The organism is Oceanobacillus luteolus (genome assembly GCF_042678205.1).
Taxonomy (GTDB): domain Bacteria; phylum Bacillota; class Bacilli; order Bacillales; family Amphibacillaceae; genus Oceanobacillus; species Oceanobacillus luteolus.
Genome location: NZ_JBHUDE010000137.1, coordinates 1 through 18,815, shown reverse-complemented (window position 1 = coordinate 18,815; position 18,815 = coordinate 1). Strand labels below are relative to the sequence as shown.

20 protein-coding genes and 1 tRNA gene are annotated in these 18,815 nt (G+C 38.5%); 9 read left to right on the top strand and 12 right to left on the bottom strand.

Annotated elements, in window-relative coordinates:
* The first annotated feature begins 112 nt into the window (after positions 1 to 112).
* Positions 113 to 1,921 (top strand): oligoendopeptidase F, encoded by a 1,809-nt coding sequence (gene pepF, locus ACFSBH_RS14735; protein WP_251514884.1) that lies wholly within the window; start codon positions 113 to 115, stop codon positions 1,919 to 1,921.
* A 60-nt stretch (positions 1,922 to 1,981) separates the two neighbouring features.
* On the opposite strand, the gene ACFSBH_RS14730 is transcribed toward pepF, so the two are convergent.
* The 4 genes from ACFSBH_RS14730 to ACFSBH_RS14715 all read right to left on the bottom strand — a co-directional run bounded on the left by ACFSBH_RS14730 (position 1,982) and on the right by ACFSBH_RS14715 (position 4,873).
* A complete protein-coding gene (locus tag ACFSBH_RS14730; protein ID WP_251514886.1) occupies positions 1,982 to 2,161 on the bottom strand; it encodes a hypothetical protein in 180 nt (59 codons plus the stop codon).
* Between the two features lie 716 nt (positions 2,162 to 2,877).
* Entirely contained in the window at positions 2,878 to 3,720 is an 843-nt protein-coding gene (locus ACFSBH_RS14725; protein ID WP_251514888.1) for a DsbA family protein, read from the bottom strand.
* 18 nt (positions 3,721 to 3,738) lie between these two features.
* Positions 3,739 to 4,125: a globin domain-containing protein gene (locus ACFSBH_RS14720; RefSeq protein WP_251514890.1), complete on the bottom strand. Its 387-nt coding sequence runs from the start codon at positions 4,123 to 4,125 to the stop codon at positions 3,739 to 3,741.
* Between the two features lie 160 nt (positions 4,126 to 4,285).
* Positions 4,286 to 4,873: a CYTH domain-containing protein gene (locus tag ACFSBH_RS14715; RefSeq protein WP_251514892.1), complete on the bottom strand. Its 588-nt coding sequence runs from the start codon at positions 4,871 to 4,873 to the stop codon at positions 4,286 to 4,288.
* Positions 4,874 to 5,005: 132 nt separating this feature from the next.
* Between ACFSBH_RS14715 and yjbM the strand changes: the two genes are divergently transcribed.
* From yjbM to ACFSBH_RS14700, 3 genes are read left to right on the top strand one after another with little or no spacing between them, the layout of a single operon-like run.
* Positions 5,006 to 5,614 (top strand): GTP diphosphokinase, encoded by a 609-nt coding sequence (gene yjbM, locus ACFSBH_RS14710; protein ID WP_251514894.1) that lies wholly within the window; start codon positions 5,006 to 5,008, stop codon positions 5,612 to 5,614.
* A 20-nt stretch (positions 5,615 to 5,634) separates the two neighbouring features.
* Positions 5,635 to 6,447 (top strand): NAD kinase, encoded by an 813-nt coding sequence (locus ACFSBH_RS14705; protein ID WP_251514896.1) that lies wholly within the window; start codon positions 5,635 to 5,637, stop codon positions 6,445 to 6,447.
* Between the two features lie 24 nt (positions 6,448 to 6,471).
* Entirely contained in the window at positions 6,472 to 7,362 is an 891-nt protein-coding gene (locus ACFSBH_RS14700) for an RluA family pseudouridine synthase (RefSeq protein WP_251514898.1), read from the top strand.
* On the opposite strand, the gene prpE is transcribed toward ACFSBH_RS14700, so the two are convergent.
* On the bottom strand, positions 7,359 to 8,096 hold the full coding sequence (prpE, locus tag ACFSBH_RS14695) for a bis(5'-nucleosyl)-tetraphosphatase PrpE (protein WP_251514900.1): 738 nt from the start codon (positions 8,094 to 8,096) through the stop codon (positions 7,359 to 7,361). The genes ACFSBH_RS14700 and prpE overlap by 4 nt on opposite strands.
* 249 nt (positions 8,097 to 8,345) lie before the next feature.
* Here prpE and mgtE point away from each other — a divergent pair, with 249 nt between their 5' ends.
* Positions 8,346 to 9,731: a magnesium transporter gene (mgtE, locus tag ACFSBH_RS14690; protein WP_251514902.1), complete on the top strand. Its 1,386-nt coding sequence runs from the start codon at positions 8,346 to 8,348 to the stop codon at positions 9,729 to 9,731.
* A gap of 133 nt (positions 9,732 to 9,864) precedes the next feature.
* The gene (locus tag ACFSBH_RS14685; protein ID WP_251514904.1) at positions 9,865 to 10,314 is read left to right on the top strand and encodes a CotO family spore coat protein; all 450 of its coding nucleotides are present in this window, start codon (positions 9,865 to 9,867) and stop codon (positions 10,312 to 10,314) included.
* A 104-nt stretch (positions 10,315 to 10,418) separates the two neighbouring features.
* Here the strand turns inward: ACFSBH_RS14685 and ACFSBH_RS14680 are convergent, their stop codons facing one another.
* A complete protein-coding gene (locus ACFSBH_RS14680; RefSeq protein WP_251514905.1) occupies positions 10,419 to 10,904 on the bottom strand; it encodes a CotY/CotZ family spore coat protein in 486 nt (161 codons plus the stop codon).
* Between the two features lie 212 nt (positions 10,905 to 11,116).
* On the opposite strand from ACFSBH_RS14680, the gene ACFSBH_RS14675 reads away from it, so the two are divergent.
* Complete coding sequence (locus ACFSBH_RS14675) at positions 11,117 to 11,380, top strand: hypothetical protein (protein WP_251514906.1); 264 nt, start codon at positions 11,117 to 11,119, stop codon at positions 11,378 to 11,380.
* Between the two features lie 19 nt (positions 11,381 to 11,399).
* Here ACFSBH_RS14675 and ACFSBH_RS14670 read toward each other — a convergent pair whose 3' ends face one another.
* From ACFSBH_RS14670 to ACFSBH_RS14645, 6 genes are all read right to left on the bottom strand, one after another.
* Positions 11,400 to 12,104, bottom strand: a complete 705-nt coding sequence (locus ACFSBH_RS14670) for a DUF421 domain-containing protein (RefSeq protein WP_251514907.1) — start codon at positions 12,102 to 12,104, stop codon at positions 11,400 to 11,402.
* A 183-nt stretch (positions 12,105 to 12,287) separates the two neighbouring features.
* The gene (locus tag ACFSBH_RS14665) at positions 12,288 to 12,710 is read right to left on the bottom strand and encodes a GNAT family N-acetyltransferase (protein ID WP_251514908.1); all 423 of its coding nucleotides are present in this window, start codon (positions 12,708 to 12,710) and stop codon (positions 12,288 to 12,290) included.
* A 7-nt stretch (positions 12,711 to 12,717) separates the two neighbouring features.
* Positions 12,718 to 13,230: a YjcG family protein gene (locus ACFSBH_RS14660; protein ID WP_251514909.1), complete on the bottom strand. Its 513-nt coding sequence runs from the start codon at positions 13,228 to 13,230 to the stop codon at positions 12,718 to 12,720.
* A gap of 151 nt (positions 13,231 to 13,381) precedes the next feature.
* Positions 13,382 to 14,107, bottom strand: coding sequence for an alpha/beta hydrolase (locus ACFSBH_RS14655; RefSeq protein ID WP_251514910.1), 726 nt, complete (start codon positions 14,105 to 14,107; stop codon positions 13,382 to 13,384).
* Positions 14,108 to 14,173: 66 nt separating this feature from the next.
* Complete coding sequence (locus ACFSBH_RS14650; RefSeq protein WP_379598311.1) at positions 14,174 to 16,003, bottom strand: ABC transporter ATP-binding protein; 1,830 nt, start codon at positions 16,001 to 16,003, stop codon at positions 14,174 to 14,176.
* The gene (locus ACFSBH_RS14645; RefSeq protein WP_251514914.1) at positions 15,993 to 17,720 is read right to left on the bottom strand and encodes an ABC transporter ATP-binding protein; all 1,728 of its coding nucleotides are present in this window, start codon (positions 17,718 to 17,720) and stop codon (positions 15,993 to 15,995) included. The genes ACFSBH_RS14650 and ACFSBH_RS14645 overlap by 11 nt, the downstream gene beginning before the upstream one ends.
* A gap of 401 nt (positions 17,721 to 18,121) precedes the next feature.
* Here ACFSBH_RS14645 and ACFSBH_RS14640 point away from each other — a divergent pair, with 401 nt between their 5' ends.
* Positions 18,122 to 18,316, top strand: a complete 195-nt coding sequence (locus ACFSBH_RS14640; protein ID WP_251514916.1) for a YjfB family protein — start codon at positions 18,122 to 18,124, stop codon at positions 18,314 to 18,316.
* Positions 18,317 to 18,423: 107 nt separating this feature from the next.
* Positions 18,424 to 18,496 (top strand) — tRNA-Val (locus tag ACFSBH_RS14635).
* Positions 18,497 to 18,815 lie beyond the last annotated feature (319 nt).

The following is an 18,815-nucleotide window of genomic DNA, read 5'->3' as shown; positions in this document are numbered from 1 at the left end:
TAGGAATATCCCAGAGCGTCCAAGTCATTTGACATATCAACAGGTTGATTAACAAGGGAAATAATAGGCGGAAACTAAGTGCCTAAACATAATATACGAGGAGGATATTGGGATGACAAACGCAACAAAAGAATTGAAAAAGAGAAATGAAGTTCCTGTTGAATTGACATGGCGTTTGGAAGATATTTTCGCAAGCGATGAAGATTGGAAAAAAGAATATAAACAACTGGAGGCAGACCTCCCGCAAATTGATAAGTTCCAAGGGAAATTGGATACTTCTGCTGATGCGTTATATGATTTGCTGAAATTACAGGATGACTTATCATCCCGCTTAGGTAAATTATATACATATGCTCATATGCGCTACGATCAAGACACGACCAATTCTTTCTATCAAGACTTAAATGCCCAGGCAGAGACGCTGTTGACAAAGGCGTCCAGTAAAATGAGCTATATCGTACCTGAAATTCTTGCTATGGAAGAAGGGAAACTCGATCAGTTTTTAGAGGACGAGGAAGAGCTTAAGCTTTATGAAAAAGTATTGACTGATATCGCTAAAAGACGTCCTCATGTGTTGAGCGAAAAAGAAGAAGTACTATTAGCTGAAGCTGGGGAAGCTCTGTCAACTGGTGCGCAAACGTTTGGAATGTTGAATAACGCCGATTTAACTTTCCCTTCCATTAAAAATGAAGACGGAGAAGAAGTAGACGTCACTCACGGACGATATTCCACTTTCTTGGAATCCAAAGATCGTCGAGTCCGTAAAGACGCATTTATGGCTGTTTATGACACGTATGGAAAATTTAAAAATACATTTGCTGCAACACTTGGTGGAAATATTAAAAAAGATAATTTCTATGCAAAAGTACGTAATTATGATTCTGCTAGGCAGGCTGCACTTTCCAATAACCATATTCCAGAAGAAGTATATGATAACCTTATAGCAGCAGTGAACGAAAGATTACCACTTCTACACCGTTACACAGAACTAAGGAAAAAGGTTCTTGGAGTCGACGAACTTCATATGTATGACCTTTACACACCATTAGTCAAAGAAGTCGATATGAAGGTGCCGTATGAGAAAGCAAAAGAGTATGTATTAAAAGGTCTTGAGCCGCTTGGAAGTGATTATCAATCCATCTTGAATGAAGCTTTCAACAATCGTTGGATCGATGTCGAAGAGAATAAAGGAAAACGAAGCGGAGCCTATTCTTCGGGCACTTATGGAACAAATCCATATATTTTAATGAACTGGCAGGACAATATTAATAATACGTTCACGTTAGCCCACGAGCTGGGCCACTCGGTTCATAGTTACTATACAAGAAAGAATCAGCCATATCGTTATGGAAACTACTCGATTTTCGTTGCCGAGGTTGCTTCAACAACAAATGAAGCATTGTTGAATGATTATTTGTTGAAAAACCTTGAAGATGAACAAGAAAAAGCTTATATTCTGAATCATTTCCTAGAAGGCTTCAGAGGGACTGTTTTCCGTCAAACGATGTTTGCAGAGTTTGAACATGATATCCATGTACGGGCTCAAAACGGTGAAGCTTTAACTGCTGATAAGTTAACAGAAATTTATTATGAACTCAACAAGAAGTATTACGGTCCAGCGGTAGTGAGCGATGAGGAAATTGGTCTCGAGTGGGCTAGGATTCCACATTTCTACTACAATTATTATGTGTATCAATATGCTACTGGTTATTCTGCTGCAACATCCTTGGCACAGCAGATTCTTGAAGAGGGAGAGCCTGCAGTAGAACGTTACCTCAATTACTTGAAGGCAGGAAGCAGTGATTATCCGATCGAGGTGCTTAAGCGCGCAGGTGTGGATATGAATTCGAAACAGCCAATTCTATCTGCACTTGATGTATTTGAAGAGAAACTTAACGAGATGGAGAAATTATTAGGATAAATGTAAAGTTCATTCATAATGAATGACGTGCTAAGGGAGCAGCGTAATCCAGCTGCTCCCTTAGCGCATTCTACGATACACTTTTTTCTTTTGAGTCATCGAATAAAGCATTAAGTAAATAGAAATAAACAGTAGGGGAAGAGTTAAGTATAGAGGGATAAGTCTCATTAAGCCAATGACGTTAATAAATAATGCAAGGATTAATAATAGAAAAAAGAATAATGGAAGTAAGTTATTCATAAGCCACCTCCTTGTTACTATAAAATATGAATGACAAACTAAAATATAACTATCTCGAAAATATCACAAACTAAAATTGAACAATTTGTGAATGTATGCACAAAAAAATTGCGCGTTGAAAAAAATGCTGTTATTATATAATTGTAAGTTGAAACAAACAAAACCCCTTTTGTTTGATCATGAAACTTTCTCCCATCCCCCTTTGTAATCATACAAAGACGGAATACTTGAGAATATACGCTGCCCCGTATATTCTCATTTTTTTATGCTTTTATTTCCTGATAGTCGTTTAGGCTGAGGTAGGGGAGTGTATTAGAAATCAATGGGTCTAACGATTTAAAAGTTAAGCGATTACAATATTTCTGTTGTTATTATCAGACAATAAATCCATATAGTTTGGTCATATTGTCCAAATGGGACAAAATTTTATTTATGGGTCACAAAATGTCCTGTTAGTGAACATTTTGTGAATAAAGGCACATATCTATTGTCAAATAGTCCATGTGCTGTTAATATAAAATCATAAGTTGAAACAAACAAAAACCCCTTTTGTTTGATCATGAAACTTTCTCCCATCCCCCCCTTTGTATTCATACAAAGACGGAAATAAGGATATACGCTGCCCCGTATATCCTTTTTTTATGTCTTTATTTTGATATTGTAATAGCCGCTTCCACCTTTGATTCAAAAAAATAGACCGACTATTATATAGTCCGTCAATTTTTTGGTTTCCAGTATGTTTCATCTTCACTTTCAACCATCTCAACTAATTGTCTCAATTGTAGTTTTCTCATTTCTTTTAATACTTTCGTTTCCGACCAATCATAGATAATCCCTATTTCTGAAGTTCCAACAATGGAAGACCTTCTTACAAACTCCTCTAGGGAAGGCTTCGAGGATGGAATCGGGTGATATTGTAAGATCTCACTTAATACTAGTTCATATATTTCATACGGATATAACCCAGATACTTTAATGCCATGATCCTCCACGACTTGATTAAAAAACACTAGCGTCGGTAAGGTTTCTACATCCATTTCTTTTGTTAAGCGTAAATCACATTGATAAGCGCGTTTGGCAGAAGAGGAAATGATATCTTTTTCAAATTCCTGCATGTCCAATTTTGCTTCTTCTGCACAAGTAAATAAAACATCTGACTCCGAAATATCCAACTTGTCGATAAATAATTTTTCCTGAAGTTTACGCAAATAAACTTTGCCGGCACGTTTTCCTTGTAACTCGGATGCCTTGATGGCCAGGGAGGTGATCCAAGGATGTGTTGCTGGAGAGTTTTCTGTCTCCACTTTTGATTGCAACGCATGCAGTTCCCGTTTTGTCACTAAGGAAAAACGTCCACTCACAATTGCTCGTACAGTGAAAAACCTTCCATATTCAAATGTTAATTTCTTAAGGTATGATTGCAAAGACCAGCATTCTTTAGAAAAAGGATCCATGAACAAATAGATTTCCACAGGTTTTTGTACAGAATCTATATAGTTGAAACCAGCTGATGAGCTCAAATGATTGGAACTCTTAAGCTCAGATTGCTGCCAGCTCACATCAAATCCTCCTTTCCTTTATTCTGGCGTGTTCATCATATGGTTAGCAGTAAGCGTCAATTTCTCAAACATGACTGTTCGATATGGCTCTTCGATACCAACTTCATTTAAAGCTTCTTCCATACAATCCAACCATGCATCTCTGCGGCTTGGTGTAATCGGGAAGGGGAGATGCCTTCTGCGCATCATCGGATGACCTCTTTCGGCTTCATAAGCTCGCGGTCCTCCAAAAAATTGTGTCAAAAATAATGTCTGTCTTCTAGCAGTTTCCGTCAAATCCTCTGGAAAAATTGGAATAAGTAGAGGATGTTTTGCTACACGGCTATAAAAACTGTCGACAATCTTTTTAATCGTTTCTACTCCGCCAATCGCATCATATATGGAGCGATGTCTAATCTCCTGCATATAAATAACCCCTATTTTTAATCTTTAATTTTTAATCTAGGTTACCTCGTTTAGAAATGAAGTCACTAAACGGGCGCTCCCACATTTGTGCTAATTGTAGCAGTGCTATAGTTTATGAGCAAATAAACAGACTTAGTCAAGGTTTAATTTAGGAATTGTGTTAGTGTCTTCCATCTAAATTTTTCAAGCTTATATAAAAGCGTTCAATCTTGTTAGGTGTACGGCGTTTGGGGATATGATGTTCCTCCAACAATGCATGGAATGTCTTCTGGCCTTCATCAAAATTCTTGACCTCTAATTCCAATTCATAATCTTCTTGGTCATTGTAGCGGCTATAATCCAATACGAATAAGTTTGTTCCATCCTCATATTCGCGCCTTACCGTTGTAAGACTGCCAAAATTAATCAGACCTTCTATTTTCACATCAAGCTTTTTCAGCTGATTAAGTGTATGTTCTTTCTCTATCGGTTTCCCATTCAACCAGCTTTCGGCTTCTTCTGAAGTCAAGTGATCGTGGGTCTCGAGCAGTCCATCGCCGTATGGCTCTTTTAAGGTCAAGATGTATTGTCCATTTTTCTTCCGGATTCTCAATGCACAGCCTAGCTCTTTTAAATCCAAATTCGCCGTTTCAAAATAATAATTTGTTTGCTCGGTACCCTCTTTTGGGAAAGGATAAGCATCAAGCAATGTGTCAAATTCATCTTTTGTTAATAAGTTTTTAAATTCAATTTCAATCTCCTGTGCCATAGAATGCCTCCGTTGTAAGTGATTATAATTGATTATGGCAATTTCTCAAGTAATATGCAATGAATAGCCTTTTTTATCGTGTGTGGTAAAATAAGAGGGTACATACTTCAATAAACAAATGGAGTGGTTGCGATGAATTGGGAAGTCTTGCTTGCACCTTATGAACAAGTTGTAGAAGAGTTAAAAGTTAAACTAAAAGGAATGCGTAAACAATTTGAACAAGAGTCGAGGCACTCGCCGATTGAATTTATAACAGCTCGGGTGAAGCCGATTGCTAGTATTATGGAAAAGGCTGAGAAAAGACAAGTGCCTCTGCATAAAATTGAAGAAGAAATCCAAGATATCGCAGGTATTCGAGTAGTATGTCAATTTGTTGATGATATATATACAGTTGTGCGCATGCTACAAGAGAGAAACGATTTCACCATCCTAAAAGAAATAGACTACATTAAAAATGAAAAAAGTAGTGGATACCGTTCCTATCACATGATTATTGAATATCCTGCAGAAACGATCCATGGGAGGAAATCGGTGCTTGCGGAAATTCAAATACGTACATTGGCAATGAATTTCTGGGCTACGAACGAACATTCCTTAAATTATAAATATAAGGGTCGTATACCAGAGAAAATTCAAAAACGATTACAATTGGCTGCTGAAGCGGCGTTTAATCTAGATGAGGAAATGTCGAAGATAAAAAATGAGATTCAAGAAGCACAGCGGATCTTTCATCGCATGTAAAAGACAAGGGGGAGAATAACGTGAAATTTGCTATTGTATCTAAAGGGGATAATCGCTCTGATACGATAAAAGCTACAATGAAGCAATATTTAACGGAATTTGATTTGGAATATGATGAGGATGAACCGGAATTGGTCATTTCCGTCGGTGGGGATGGCACGTTTTTAGAAGCTTACCACCGTTACTTACATCGCTTGGAGGAAACAGCGTTCATTGGTGTGCATACCGGTCATTTAGGTTTTTACACCGATTATACTCCGGATGAATTGGAAAAGTTGATTATCGAAATTGCTAAAACGCCTTTCCAAACGGTCGAATATCCACTTCTTGAGGTGATTATCCGATCCAAGACTGGGGAGAAAGAGGACAGGCTCCTATGCTTAAATGAAGTGATGATAAAAACGGCAGATGGTTCTTCTGTTGTTTTGGATGTTGAGATTAAGGGTGAGCATTTTGAAACGTTTCGTGGTGATGGGATTTGCATCTCGACACCGTCTGGAAGCACCGCATATAACAAGGCGCTGGGTGGGGCTATCATCCATCCTTCCTTTGAAGCGATCCAGCTAACGGAAATGGCTTCGATTAATAATCGAGTGTTCAGGACCATTGGCTCTCCGCTAATATTACCGAAGCATCATACGTGCATGTTGCGCCCAATGCGTGACAGCAGCTTTTTGATTTCGATCGACCATTATACGAATACGTTTTCAAATGTAAAATCGATCCAATGTCGAGTTGCCAACGAAAAGGTCCGCTTCGCAAGGTTCCGTCAATTCCCATTTTGGAACCGAGTGCGGGATTCCTTCGTTTCCGACGGTGAGAGTCGATTTTAAACAGATTGAGAGGCAGTACTAAACATGAAGTGGATTATAGATGAAGAAGAGGCTGGCATGTCCATCCGTGATTTTTTAAGAGATATCGGTGGACTATCCCGTCGCATATTGATCGCTGCTAAATCTGAGGATGGAAAGATTTTGTTGAATGGTGAAAAAGTAACCGTCAGAGGTTCACTTTCCTCTGGCGATGTACTTGAGGTGAAACTTCCACCTGAACCGATCAGCAAGTGGCTTTTCCCTGAGAAGCTCGATATCCCGATTATTTATGAAGATGATGCAGTACTTGTTTTAAATAAACCAGCTGGAATGCCAACTTTACCTTCCCCGCTGCACAAGTCGGGAACGGTCGCCAACGGCCTTCTAGCACATTACGAAAAAATAGGAAACCCAAACACGATCCATATTGTAACAAGATTGGATAAAGATACATCCGGTTTAATTCTTATCGCGAAAAATCGCCTCAGTCATAGTTTACTTGCAAAAAGTCAAAAGCAATTCGAGGTTCACCGGAAGTATCAGGCGATTGTTGAAGGGATTTTGAAGGATGAACATGGGAAAATTGATGCGCCGATCGGGAGGAAACCTGGATCGATAGTGGAGCGGGAAGTTACGCCAGAAGGAAAGCCGGCCCGCAGTAATTATCAAGTCATCCAGCGTTTATCCAATCATACTTTGGTGGAAGTTGAACTGGAAACAGGGAGAACGCATCAGATTCGTGTTCATTTTTCATATCTGAACCATCCTTTACTCGGCGATGATTTATATGGTGGGAAGAAAGAACATCTGAATCGTCAGGCTCTCCATTGTCATAAGCTTACGTTTACACATCCGTTTACAAAAGAAGTTCATCAACTTCACGTAGATTTACCCGTGGATATGAAAACGACAATCGAAAAATTATCTGAAGTTTAATCAAACGTACGAAACTTTTCTTCATTTAATGGTTGTTTGGAAGGGACGGAAACCGTTTTATGTTCCGGTAGACGATAAGCGGTAAGTTTATTGCCAAATACACAACCCGTATCGATATTAGCCGTGTGATTCACAATACGCGGCTCTAAAACTGGGGTATGGCCGTAAATAATCCATTTTTTCCCTTTATAATGTTTCGCCCAATCCCGTCGTATGGGCATTCCTTTTTCATCGAATCCACCAGTTATATCCCCATATAATACAAAGGTTTTTACCTTTTTATCGGTTCGGCCGATAAATTCTTCTTTGATTCCCGCATGACAAACCACCGCATTTACTTCAGGGATTTCAAGATAAAGGGGAGCATTTTCATATAGTTTGGTAAACTTATAACGGATTCGCTGCTGTTCTTTTTTATCCAAGGCCTGGAATTCTGCAACCGTTGTCTCTAACCCATGGGTTTGTTGCACATTTCTTCCTAGAAAAAAACGGTATAACTTATTACAATGGTTTCCAGGCACGTACTTGGCAAGATTTTCGGTGACCATTTGATAAACAAGGCGAATCACTGCAATGGAATTCGGACCCCGGTCTGTCAAGTCACCAACAAAGACGGGAATCCGGCCGGCAGGATGAATGAAAACTTCATTCTTGTACTGATACCCAAGTTTGGAAAATAAATCATGCAATTCGTCCATACAACCATGGACATCTCCGATTACATCTATTTTCAAAAACATTACCTCCTTATTTGAACGGTAGTGTAGATAAATATGTTTTCTATGGTAAGCCTATTGTATACAAACTTATTTATTATATAAAGTGAAACTGCATTCAATTAATTATCTCATGATTAGAGGTTAGGGTTTACAGCCCGTAAATGCGTGCTAAAATAATTTATATCTTCTTCTTCATTAGTTTTGCCAAATTGTAATTTTTACATGATGGGGAGTGGAGAGGTTTGTAAGAAAGGATTGATCCGCATGACAGATTCATTAGAAAAATACGAAGCATTATATGAAGAAAAACATCAGGCCCATTGGAGAAGATTGCAAACGTCTCTTGAACAGGATGACTTGAATACGTTTAGAGAAGAATTTCTTGATATGCATACGTATGATCAAGCGAATTTTTTCATTGAGCAGGAAGAAGATATGCGCCAACGTATTTATGGCTATCTATCACCAGCTGAGTTTGCTGAGATTATTGAAAGTATGGAATTTGAAGATACAATCGGCTATTTTACAGAAATGAATCCGCAATATTCGGCGGCAATACTATCCGAGCTTCCAGCGGATGATACGGCAGATATTTTGAATCTGTTGGAAAAAGAAGAAGTCATGAGCTTCTTGACTGCGATGGAATCCGAATCAGCGGCTGAAGTAAAAAGCTTATTGAATTACGAAGAAAAAACAGCCGGTAGTATCATGACTACCGAATTTATTGCCATCTATAATATCCATACCGTCAAACAGGTAATGCAGTTATTGAAGGAAGAGGCTCCAGATGCAGAAACGATTTATTACTTATATGTCATTGATGAAGCGAAAACATTAGTGGGAGTTATTTCTATCCGTGATTTAATCATTGCTGATGAAGATACTGTCATTAAGGAAATTATGAGTGAAAAGGTTGTCGCAGTATCTGTAGCGAAAGACCAGGAAGAAATTGCCCAATTATTTCGGGACTATGATTTCCTTGCTGTACCTGTTGTTGATTTTCAGAATCGATTACTTGGGATTATTACCGTTGATGATATTTTAGACGTTATGGAAGAAGAGGCGAGTGAAGACTATTCCTTGCTTGCAGGGGTTTCTGAAGATGAAAGGCATACAGACACAGCTTTTCAAGCAGCTAAAAAACGGTTGCCTTGGCTTATCATTTTACTGTTTCTTGGCTTGATTACCGCAAGTCTAATCAGACAATTTGAAGATACTCTGGATCAAGTTGCAATATTAGCTATTTTTATACCGTTGATTGCTGGGATGGCAGGGAACACTGGAACACAATCTCTCGCGATTGCAGTCCGTGGTCTTGCTTCTGGTGAATTTCAAAAGCAAGGGAAATTGAAATTGGTTTTACGTGAGCTTGGAACAGGTATGATTACAGGTTCGGTAAGCGGAGTTGTGATTGCTATCGTGATTTTTATTTGGCAACAGAATTTAGTGCTTGGGTTGTTAGTCGGTGTATCGATCATGGCATCACTGATTGTGGCAACATTAGCCGGATCGTTTATTCCGATGCTGATGGATCGCTTGAATATTGATCCGGCAGTCGCATCGGGACCATTTATTACAACATTGAATGATATTATTTCCATTCTAATATATTTCAGTATGGCTACGAGTTTCATGTCATACTTAGGATGAACGAACATAGGGATAGGAGGTCTGAGACCTTTTATCTCTTTTTTTTATGTATATTGCTCTCTTTATAAAACACAGTTGGGCGTTTGCCGCATATACTGATTATGAAAATTGACAGATAAAGGGGAGACGATTTGTGGATAACGAGAAATATGCTAAAAATCCAATATTATATATCCATCAGCCACAGAGTGAAGAGATTCATGCAGTTATGCAATATAATTATCGTACCATTAGGGAAAGAAATGAGAATGAGGCAGACCAAGAAAACCATGAAAGTAACCGGCCGATCTATAAGCAAACATCAGAGTACGAAGTGGATGCGGAATATGAGACAGAAAAAAAAGAAGGTAAGCATTTAAAAGAGAAGAAGTTTCATGAGATGACTTTGGAGGAGCAATTGCTCTACTTAACTGAAAAACCTGTTTATGCACCTCAAGTGGTTTGTGAAATCAGAACAGATAAAGGTATCGATCATGGGGTTATTTCAAATTATAAAGATGGAATAGCACACATCCGTGGAGGGGATGGGATTATTGAGATTCCAAAAGATAAGATTAATCAAATTCGAATTATTAGTTTTTAATTTTTAAACAAAATCTATCTTTACAAGAGGTTGTGCGATAAAACATACAACAGAAAGCGCCCACCTTACTTCATGAATGGTGGGCGCTCATTATTAAAGTCAAATTAATCTCTTCTTAACCGTACTGCTGGTAGGCAAGTCACATGGCAGAAGCAGTGTAAGTTTACGGTAATACAAATTCCTGTTGATTCTAAGTCATCTGGGCATTGTTGTGTCGGATCTTTTAAGTGACTGGGTCCACAGTTTTCTCCATCTTTTAATAGTAACTCCAATACCGCGCAACCTTTTTTATCAATGTGTTTTACACGGAAGATAAAGCTTGCAACAATACAGTCTTTGTCTGGTCCTGGGACTCTTTGATATCCGAAGCCTTTAAAAGGGCTCCCATCCTTGTTATACAAAATAATTGGAACTGTATCTTTACGGCGCCTTCTAGGCCGCGTTTCACCTAGCACTTCATTGATGGATTCCTCACAACTTGTGCGGCAGCAATCATCATCTTCCACAGCATTTTGAACTTTTTCTATCTCTTTTAAAACATCAAGAACACAGCTTCCAGTATCAAAATCTTTTCCACAACCACAGCTCATACACAATTACTCCTTTCGCAAAAATATTGACTTTCTGATATAAGATATGTGCAAATGGGTGGTTGGTGTGGGCAGATATACTGAAAATCTATGTAGACAGCCTATATTATATAGGCATGTATTTGAGAAAGTAGGGTATAGGTTAGTAGAGGGCCCTCAATAATCATTCGGAGCTGTCGAATCATATATTAAATAAAAAGGGGGAGATGTGCTTGGGGTATATTATGCCAGTAGATAGGTTTCAGTACATTCAATATCAAGAGCGGATTCGTCCTGAAAAAATATCCACTTCTCCAGTGAATCCATCCTTTAAAGTTGTTTTAGAAAAAGAATACGAACAAATTTCAAGTGAGTACGAACGTCTTCTGCCAAGTTCTTATAAAAACATACCACTCAAACCTCAAACTCAGAAACTCACTGACTATACTTTCGCAAAAATGACAGGTATCGGCCGCAATTTTAATGAAACCATCTAAAATGGGATGTTTGAACATATCAAACATCCCATCTTTTATGGTTTCGATTGAAAATCGGATAGAGCTGTAAATCTTTACCTTTCTCATATTCTGCAAGGAAAATATCCTTCAACTTGTAATTTCTCTTGTCTAATTGCTCCATCAACCATGCTTCAGTTAAATTCTTTTCCCTCAGGTTGTCATAAATGATTTCACCGTCACTGATTAACGTGACTGGCAAAGCTGTTTTTACTGGAGAAAACTTCATATCCTTCCGTGTAGGAATCTGAAAATCCGACTTTTTTAATACAGATACTGTACCATCCATTTCGAGAATGGCATATTCCACTTCCTCAATGGAAAAAACATCTTTCGCCCGAAGCATATGCTTCAACTGGTTAATATCCAATTTGTTTTTCTTCATTTCATCCCGAACGAATTTCCCATTATAAATGACGATTACAGGGTTTCCTTCAAGCAAGTGACGTGATCGCTTATACCGTTGTGTAATAAATTCGGTAACATACATCAGACCACCCCATACAACGACAACGAAGAATATCTGAGGTATTCCATTATTGTCATCATAAAGTGCATTGCCAATTAATTCCCCAAGAACAATCGCGGAAATAAAATCAAACGCTGTAATCTGTGATATTTGCGTTCTTCCGAGGATTTTAGTGAGGGCAAAAAGTGCGACAAATCCAAAGACTAGATCAAAAAACATTTCGGTGAACCCTTGCATTTGTAATATCCCTCCAGTCAACGAGCTTAGTATCTCCAACTGAAAGGGTTTTATGTACGTTGTAATTGAAATATAGACCCGAGAAGTTTAAATGAAATTCGCTGAGTAGTTTCCTTGAAAACAATAAAAAAAGCATGATATCTCCCTTTATAATAAATGGAGATAACACGCTATTTTCATTCGTTATAATTCCTTCACCATAGTCACATGCGGTATGCCTGCATCCATAAATACATCAGAAACGGTCTTGTAGTTTAGTTGATTATAAAAGCTTTCCGCATGAGTTTGGGCGTTTAGCTTTGCTTTGTTGACGCCATTTTCACGGATTGTATTTTCCATTTCTTCCATAAGCATTTGTCCGAAATGCTTTCCACGGAATTCTTTAAGCACACAAATCCGTTCAAGTTTCCCATAATCATCTACAAAGCGGATTCTGCCCGCAGCTACGGGCTGATTATCTTCATATCCGATAAAGTGGGTAGCTGTTTCATCATATTCATCAAGTTCTTCTTCTTCCGGTACATGCTGTTCTTCAACGAAAACAGTCATGCGTACGAAAAATGCGTCATCTAGTTCTTTCTTTGTTGTAACTTTTCGGATTTCCATGTATTCCTTATTCCTTTCCAAATACGAAGGTATCGTGCACCGTCCATTGTCCATTTTCTAATTGATATAGAAGCTGAAAGCGATCAACCGTATCTTCATATTGATGATTTTCCATGTTGAGTCTGCCAAGAATATCGGTAAATTCAACATGTGTTAAGTCTTGTGCCAGTGTAACATGTGGAACGAAAGGATGTTTTCTCGTGTCTTCGAATTTTCCGCTATGCAGCTTTTCTTCAAGTTCGATAATTTCATCAGATGGTTCCACTTTAAAGTAGATTGTATTTGTAACCGGCTCAAACGAGCTTACTTTTGTAATTCTGAGAGGGAATGGTTTTGTTTCATTTGCAATTCGCTTAAGTTCTGAAACAACTTCACTTAATTTTCCTTCGGCTATAGTAAAACTGCTCTTTAATGTAACGTGTGGTGGAATCAAAGCATAATGTGGATCATATCTTTTCCGATAGGAGTTAGCAGCGTCTTGTATTTCTTTCGATGGAAAGTAAGCAATTCCAAAATTCATCATAAAACCTCCCGTTTAATTTTCTCTGTATGAATTATTTTTTATTATAGCAAACTTAGCAAAATAAGCTACAAAGTTTTTAGCTTCTTTAGAAATTTCACTGTTTTTTCATAAAATATCATTGAAAATTAACTGGTAAAAGATAATTTAGTTAATCGATGATGCTTGTCAACGCGCGTATCATATCTTTTTGCCAATATTTCCACGTGTGTAATCCGTCTTCCAACTCATGATAGATATAATTGCTGTTTTTACTCGATAAAAATTCATTTAGTTCACGGTTCGGGGTTAATTGATCTTCAATCTTCCCGTCAGATAGTTCTGCTTTGTCTTCTTTTTCACCAATCGTGTGGTAAATATCCAAGGAACTTAAATCTTTAGCTTGCTTCACTTTTTCCATTATGGCTTCATCGACATATGGGGAATGTAATATCACTTTACCAAAAGTGTTGGGATACTTTAACGCTGTTAATAAAGCAAATGTCCCAGCGAGTGAATCGCCCATCAATATCCGTGATTTACCCATATGATAAGTAGGAAGCTCATTGTCTAATAGGGGTACGACTTCTTTTACGAGGAACTTTGTAAAAGCATCGTGTTCTTCACCGTTCGGATGATATTTCTTCCGTCGGTCATACCTATTTTTATAATGGATCCCTACGAAAATCGTATTCGTTAATTCGTAGTCTTCGTGGAGTCGGTCGCTATATGTTGCAATGCGTCCCATTTGAAAATAGTCGTCCCCGTCAAACATGATGCAAATATTATACTTGTAAAGGTCGGAGAAAGTTTCAGGAAAATAGATTTTAATTACTTTCGTTTCATGAAGATATATACTATCAATTTCTCTGTCTACCATCTTACCTTTTCTAGCCAATAGACTACACCTCTTGTTATATTTAGTACTTTCAGTTTACCATTTCTCATGTTGATGTTCTATTTCTTAGTTCGCTTGCTCGAGCAGCTGACTTTGGTGCAATTCGTAGTATGCTCCTTTTTGTTTGAGGAGTGCTTCATGATTCCCTTTTTCAATGATTCTTCCGTGTTCCAGCATAATGATCGTATCCGCTTCTTGCACCGTATTCAATCTGTGGGCGATGACAAAACTGGTTCTGCCTTTCATGAGTCTTTTTAGTGCGTCCTGGATCTTCAGCTCGGTGATCGTATCAATATTACTCGTTGCTTCATCTAAAATTAAGATGGAAGGATTCGCAATCAATGCCCGGGCAATCGTAAGCAGCTGCTTTTGTCCTTGGCTGATTCCGCTTCCAGTCTGATCAAGGATCGTGTCATAGCCATCATGAAGCTTCATAATGAAATCATGGGCATTGGCATCTTTTGCTGCTTGTATCACTTCTTCATCTGTTGCATCAAGCTTGCCATAACGAATATTTTCCCGGATAGTGCTGTGGAAGAGGAAGGCATCCTGCAACACAAAAGCCATATGTTTCCGTAAGCTGTTACGTGTGATATCCTTCAAATCAATTCCGTCCAATGTAATCTTCCCTGAATCATAGTTGTAGAAACGTGAAATCAAATTGATGATGGTCGTTTTCCCTGCGCCAGTATGCCCGACAAAAGCAACCGTCTCACCAGGTTTGGCTTCAAAGCTCAAGTTGTCGATGATCGTTTCTTCCTCATAAGCAAAAGTCACTTCATCAAAAACAAGATGACCATTAGTAGAGTTGATTTCTATGGCATTCTTTTCATCTCGTTCCTCTTTTTCTTCATCCATCACATGAAACACTCGTTCAGCTCCAGCAATAGCAGAGAGGAGGATGTTGAATTGGTTCGATAATTCGTTAAGTGGACGAGTAAACTGTCTTGCATATTCGGTGAAAATTACAATGATTCCAACTGTCACCAGCTCTTGATTACTATAAATCGCAAGCAATCCACCGACTAATGCAATTAAACCGAAGCTTAAAAAGTTCAGCATGTTCATGATTTTAGGGATCAGACCAGAGATCATCAACGCCCAGAATCCAGTCTTTTTCAATTCGTCGTTTCGTTCTTCAAAAGCATCGATTACTTTCTGTTCTTGGGAGTAGGTTTTAACGACATGTTGCCCAGAGACGATTTCTTCTACATAGCCGTTTACTTCACCAAGATTTTTCTGTTGTAATTTGTATAATGGTCCAGTTCGTGAAGTGATCCATTTCATGGAGAAAAACATCAGCGGCACAATGATCATCGTAACCGCAGTAAGAATTGGACTGAGAATAAGCATCACGACAACCGTTCCAACAAGTGTCAGTACACTGGAGAAAATCTGGATGACCGACTGGTTCAATGTGTTGTTCACGTTATCGATATCGTTTGTAAGCCGGCTCATCAATTCTCCATGCTGTCGTTTATCGAAATAGGAAATAGGCAGGCGATGGAATTGTTGGAATAAGTCTTTGCGTAAATCATAAACAGTATTTTGTGCGATGCCGATCATCCAATAGTTTTGCAGGAATATCGCTAGTGAATAAAAGAGATAGACAAATATTAAACCAATTAATAACCTGCCTAATCCGTCCGTTTCTTGGGGCACGATGTAATGGTCGATGGAATAACCGATGAGATATGGTCCGAGTAATCCAAATCCAGAACTAAGGAGTACCATGAAAATCACAAGAAGGAGCATGCCTTTTTGTTTGGACGAGTAATCCCAAATTCGCTTTAATGTAGCGCCCATATTTTTTGCCCGTTTCTTTTTTTCGGCATTAACCGAATCGATCGGCACTTTTTCATATTGAAAGGGGGCTTTCCAATCTTTACTCGACATATGCATGCTCCTTTCCGTGTTGAGATTCAACAATCTGTTGATATAGAGATGATTGTTCCAGTAATTCATGATGCGTACCAGTCGCTAGGATTTTCCCTTCATCCATTAATAGGATGCGATTTGCTTTCCTCGCGGTAGATATCTTTTGTGTAATAATCAGGATAGTGCAGTTGTAGGATTCAATGGCTCGTAATAATCTTGCCTCTGTCGCCAAGTCAAGTGCACTCGTACTATCGTCCAGCATCAAAATCTTAGGTTTACGGATTAACGCTCGGGCAATGGAAATCCGCTGTTTTTGCCCTCCAGACAAGTTGACGCCTTTTTGGCCAACCTTTGTATCATATCCATTTGGCAGATCCATTATCGTATCGTGGATTTGAGCATCTTTTGCTGCTTGAATGATCTCTGCTTCCGATGCGTTTTCCTTTCCCCATGTAATATTTTCCCGAATGGTTCCTGTGAAAAGAAGCGGGCTCTGGGGGACATAGCCGATACTGTTTCTTAATGTAGTGAAAGGATAATCTGTCACGGCTTTCCCATCAATGAACACATCACCCTTCGTCGGGTCAAAAAGACGGGGCATCAATTGGAAGATGGAAGTTTTACCAGCACCAGTTGCTCCCATAATGGCGAGAGTTTCTCCAGCATCCACAGAAAAAGATACGTCCTGTAAAACAGCTTCATTTGACCCCGGGTAATGGAAAAAGACATTTTTATATTCGACCGCACCATATTTGATTTCCAAATCACTCGTAATAACGTCTGACTCACCTTCATCTTCTAAAGATAACACTTCGTCTACACGCTCTGCCGACGCCTTTGTTCGGGAAAGTATCATTATAATGAAGGAAAACATCGAGATTGCCATGGCGACACGGAGTGCATAGTTTACGATGGAAACAACTTCCCCGACTTCAGCATTTCCGGCAATCGACTGGACATTTCCAAACCAGATGATAAAAATCAAACTTAAGTTCATGATGAATAAGAGAATCGGCATGGATGATTCGACAAAACGGAATGTTGTTTTAGTTGAAGTCGCCAAGTCATCATTCGCTTCCATAAAACGATTTTCTTCAAAGTCACGCCGTGTAAAAGCTTTAATTAACCGCATTCCGGAAAGGTTTTCCTGCATGACCCGGTTTACATTATCAACATTGCTTTGAACCTTGGCGAACATTTTACTGGCATATTTCATGACCAATAACAAAAAGAGAATCAATAAAGGTACGGTCACTAAAAAGATCAGTGCCAAGCGGGCATTAACAACAAAAGCCATAATAACTCCACCAAGTACAAGGAAAGGGGCTTTTGCCATAATCCGTAATCCCATGAAGATCATATTTTGGATTTGTCTTATATCATTTGTAAATCGAGTGACTAAACCTGAAGTAGGATATTGGTTCAAGCTCTTAAAGGAAAAATATTGGATGCGGGAGAAGAGTTTCTGTCTAATATCGTAACCAAACGCGAAGCTCACGTGTGAAGAGTAGAATGAGTTAATGACTCCAACTACGAGGGATAATGCTGCGAGTCCAAGCATGATACTTCCCCACATGACAATATTTCCAACATCCTGCTGGATCACTCCTTGGTCAATCATCAGTCCAAGAAAGAGGGGCAGGAGGAGTTCAATGGTGAGTTCGGTAAACATCATGATGTAAGCCACTATAATGGAAAACTTATAGGGCTTCAAAAAGGAAAACACATTTTTCAAAAGAATGACCCTCCAAGTAAGAAATATAATAATAACAATTGTTTTACTATTATAATTCGAATAGCTATAATTATCCAGTATTTTATTTCGGGAGTCGAAGTTTATTTTGAGGAGAGTTTGTATTGGCCTAATCGGGGTCAGGCTTAACTTTTAAAATTTCATTATTCTATACGCATTCCTTTACTACTACTCTTTTGTTTATGCTTTAGTTTAGGTATATTCCGCGAATCGTCCGGGCATAGGTTCGTGTTTAGTCCGTTCATTAGTCCGGACTTGAAATGGAAGCAGCTTAGTAAAAAATGATTTGGTCATAAAGATCCAACTGGGATTTCGTAATAATTATGGTATGATAATAGAAGTTAATAAATTTCGATACATATAATAGAAAGAGGGGCAAAAGAATGGATATCGCTAAAATGTCTATCGCACTAAACCAAGCTCAAGTACAACAACAGGCAAGCCTTTCCGTTATGAAAATGGTGATGGATAAAGGGAAGGTTCAGGCAAATGATATGTTGGAGATGATGGGTGAGGGCGCGGCAGTTCCAACAGCAAATCATCCGCATTTGGGTGGGAAAATTGATATTCAAGCATGAGAGAATTTACGTCTGTAATTATAGCAAAACTATCATTTTGTAAATAATGCTTGCATAGTTTGTAAATTTATTGTATAGTAATTATTGCAATCACGAATTACATATATGATTCCGTAGCTCAGCTGGGAGAGCGCTACCTTGACAGGGTAGAGGTCGTTGGTTCGAGCCCAATCGGAATCACTATTCAAAACGCTTGTCCTAAAAGGGATTGAGCGTTTTTTTATGTTTAGAATGATTATAAATTGAACACTCTTGTTGTCCAATTGTTGTCCAAATAAGAATAACAAGTGTTTTCGCAAGCGAATTAGCATCTATTATAAGATTTATCTAGGGATGTGAAGGAGTATGTTAAACTATGTATGTAGATTGTGAAAAGATGTACTTAAACTAACGAGGCAGCATTCCTGTAATGAACTAAAATGCGGGTTGTGTAAAAAAATAACCTCCTGATAGAATAAGAGAGTCCAAAAGCTTGCAGGCATTTATAGGACAAACTTAT

Coding starts and splice junctions, on each gene's coding strand:
- pepF (WP_251514884.1), top strand. CDS start 113: ATGACAAACGCAACAAAAGAATTGAAAAAGAGAAATGAAGTTCCTGTT.
- ACFSBH_RS14715 (WP_251514892.1), bottom strand. CDS start 4,873: ATGGCACAGGAGATTGAAATTGAATTTAAAAACTTATTAACAAAAGAT.
- ACFSBH_RS14680 (WP_251514905.1), bottom strand. CDS start 10,904: ATGAGCTGTGGTTGTGGAAAAGATTTTGATACTGGAAGCTGTGTTCTT.
- ACFSBH_RS14700 (WP_251514898.1), top strand. CDS start 6,472: ATGAAGTGGATTATAGATGAAGAAGAGGCTGGCATGTCCATCCGTGAT.
- ACFSBH_RS14670 (WP_251514907.1), bottom strand. CDS start 12,104: ATGCAAGGGTTCACCGAAATGTTTTTTGATCTAGTCTTTGGATTTGTC.
- ACFSBH_RS14665 (WP_251514908.1), bottom strand. CDS start 12,710: ATGGAAATCCGAAAAGTTACAACAAAGAAAGAACTAGATGACGCATTT.
- ACFSBH_RS14660 (WP_251514909.1), bottom strand. CDS start 13,230: ATGAATTTTGGAATTGCTTACTTTCCATCGAAAGAAATACAAGACGCT.
- ACFSBH_RS14650 (WP_379598311.1), bottom strand. CDS start 16,003: ATGTCGAGTAAAGATTGGAAAGCCCCCTTTCAATATGAAAAAGTGCCG.
- ACFSBH_RS14720 (WP_251514890.1), bottom strand. CDS start 4,125: ATGCAGGAGATTAGACATCGCTCCATATATGATGCGATTGGCGGAGTA.
- yjbM (WP_251514894.1), top strand. CDS start 5,006: ATGAATTGGGAAGTCTTGCTTGCACCTTATGAACAAGTTGTAGAAGAG.
- ACFSBH_RS14730 (WP_251514886.1), bottom strand. CDS start 2,161: ATGAATAACTTACTTCCATTATTCTTTTTTCTATTATTAATCCTTGCA.
- mgtE (WP_251514902.1), top strand. CDS start 8,346: ATGACAGATTCATTAGAAAAATACGAAGCATTATATGAAGAAAAACAT.
- ACFSBH_RS14640 (WP_251514916.1), top strand. CDS start 18,122: ATGGATATCGCTAAAATGTCTATCGCACTAAACCAAGCTCAAGTACAA.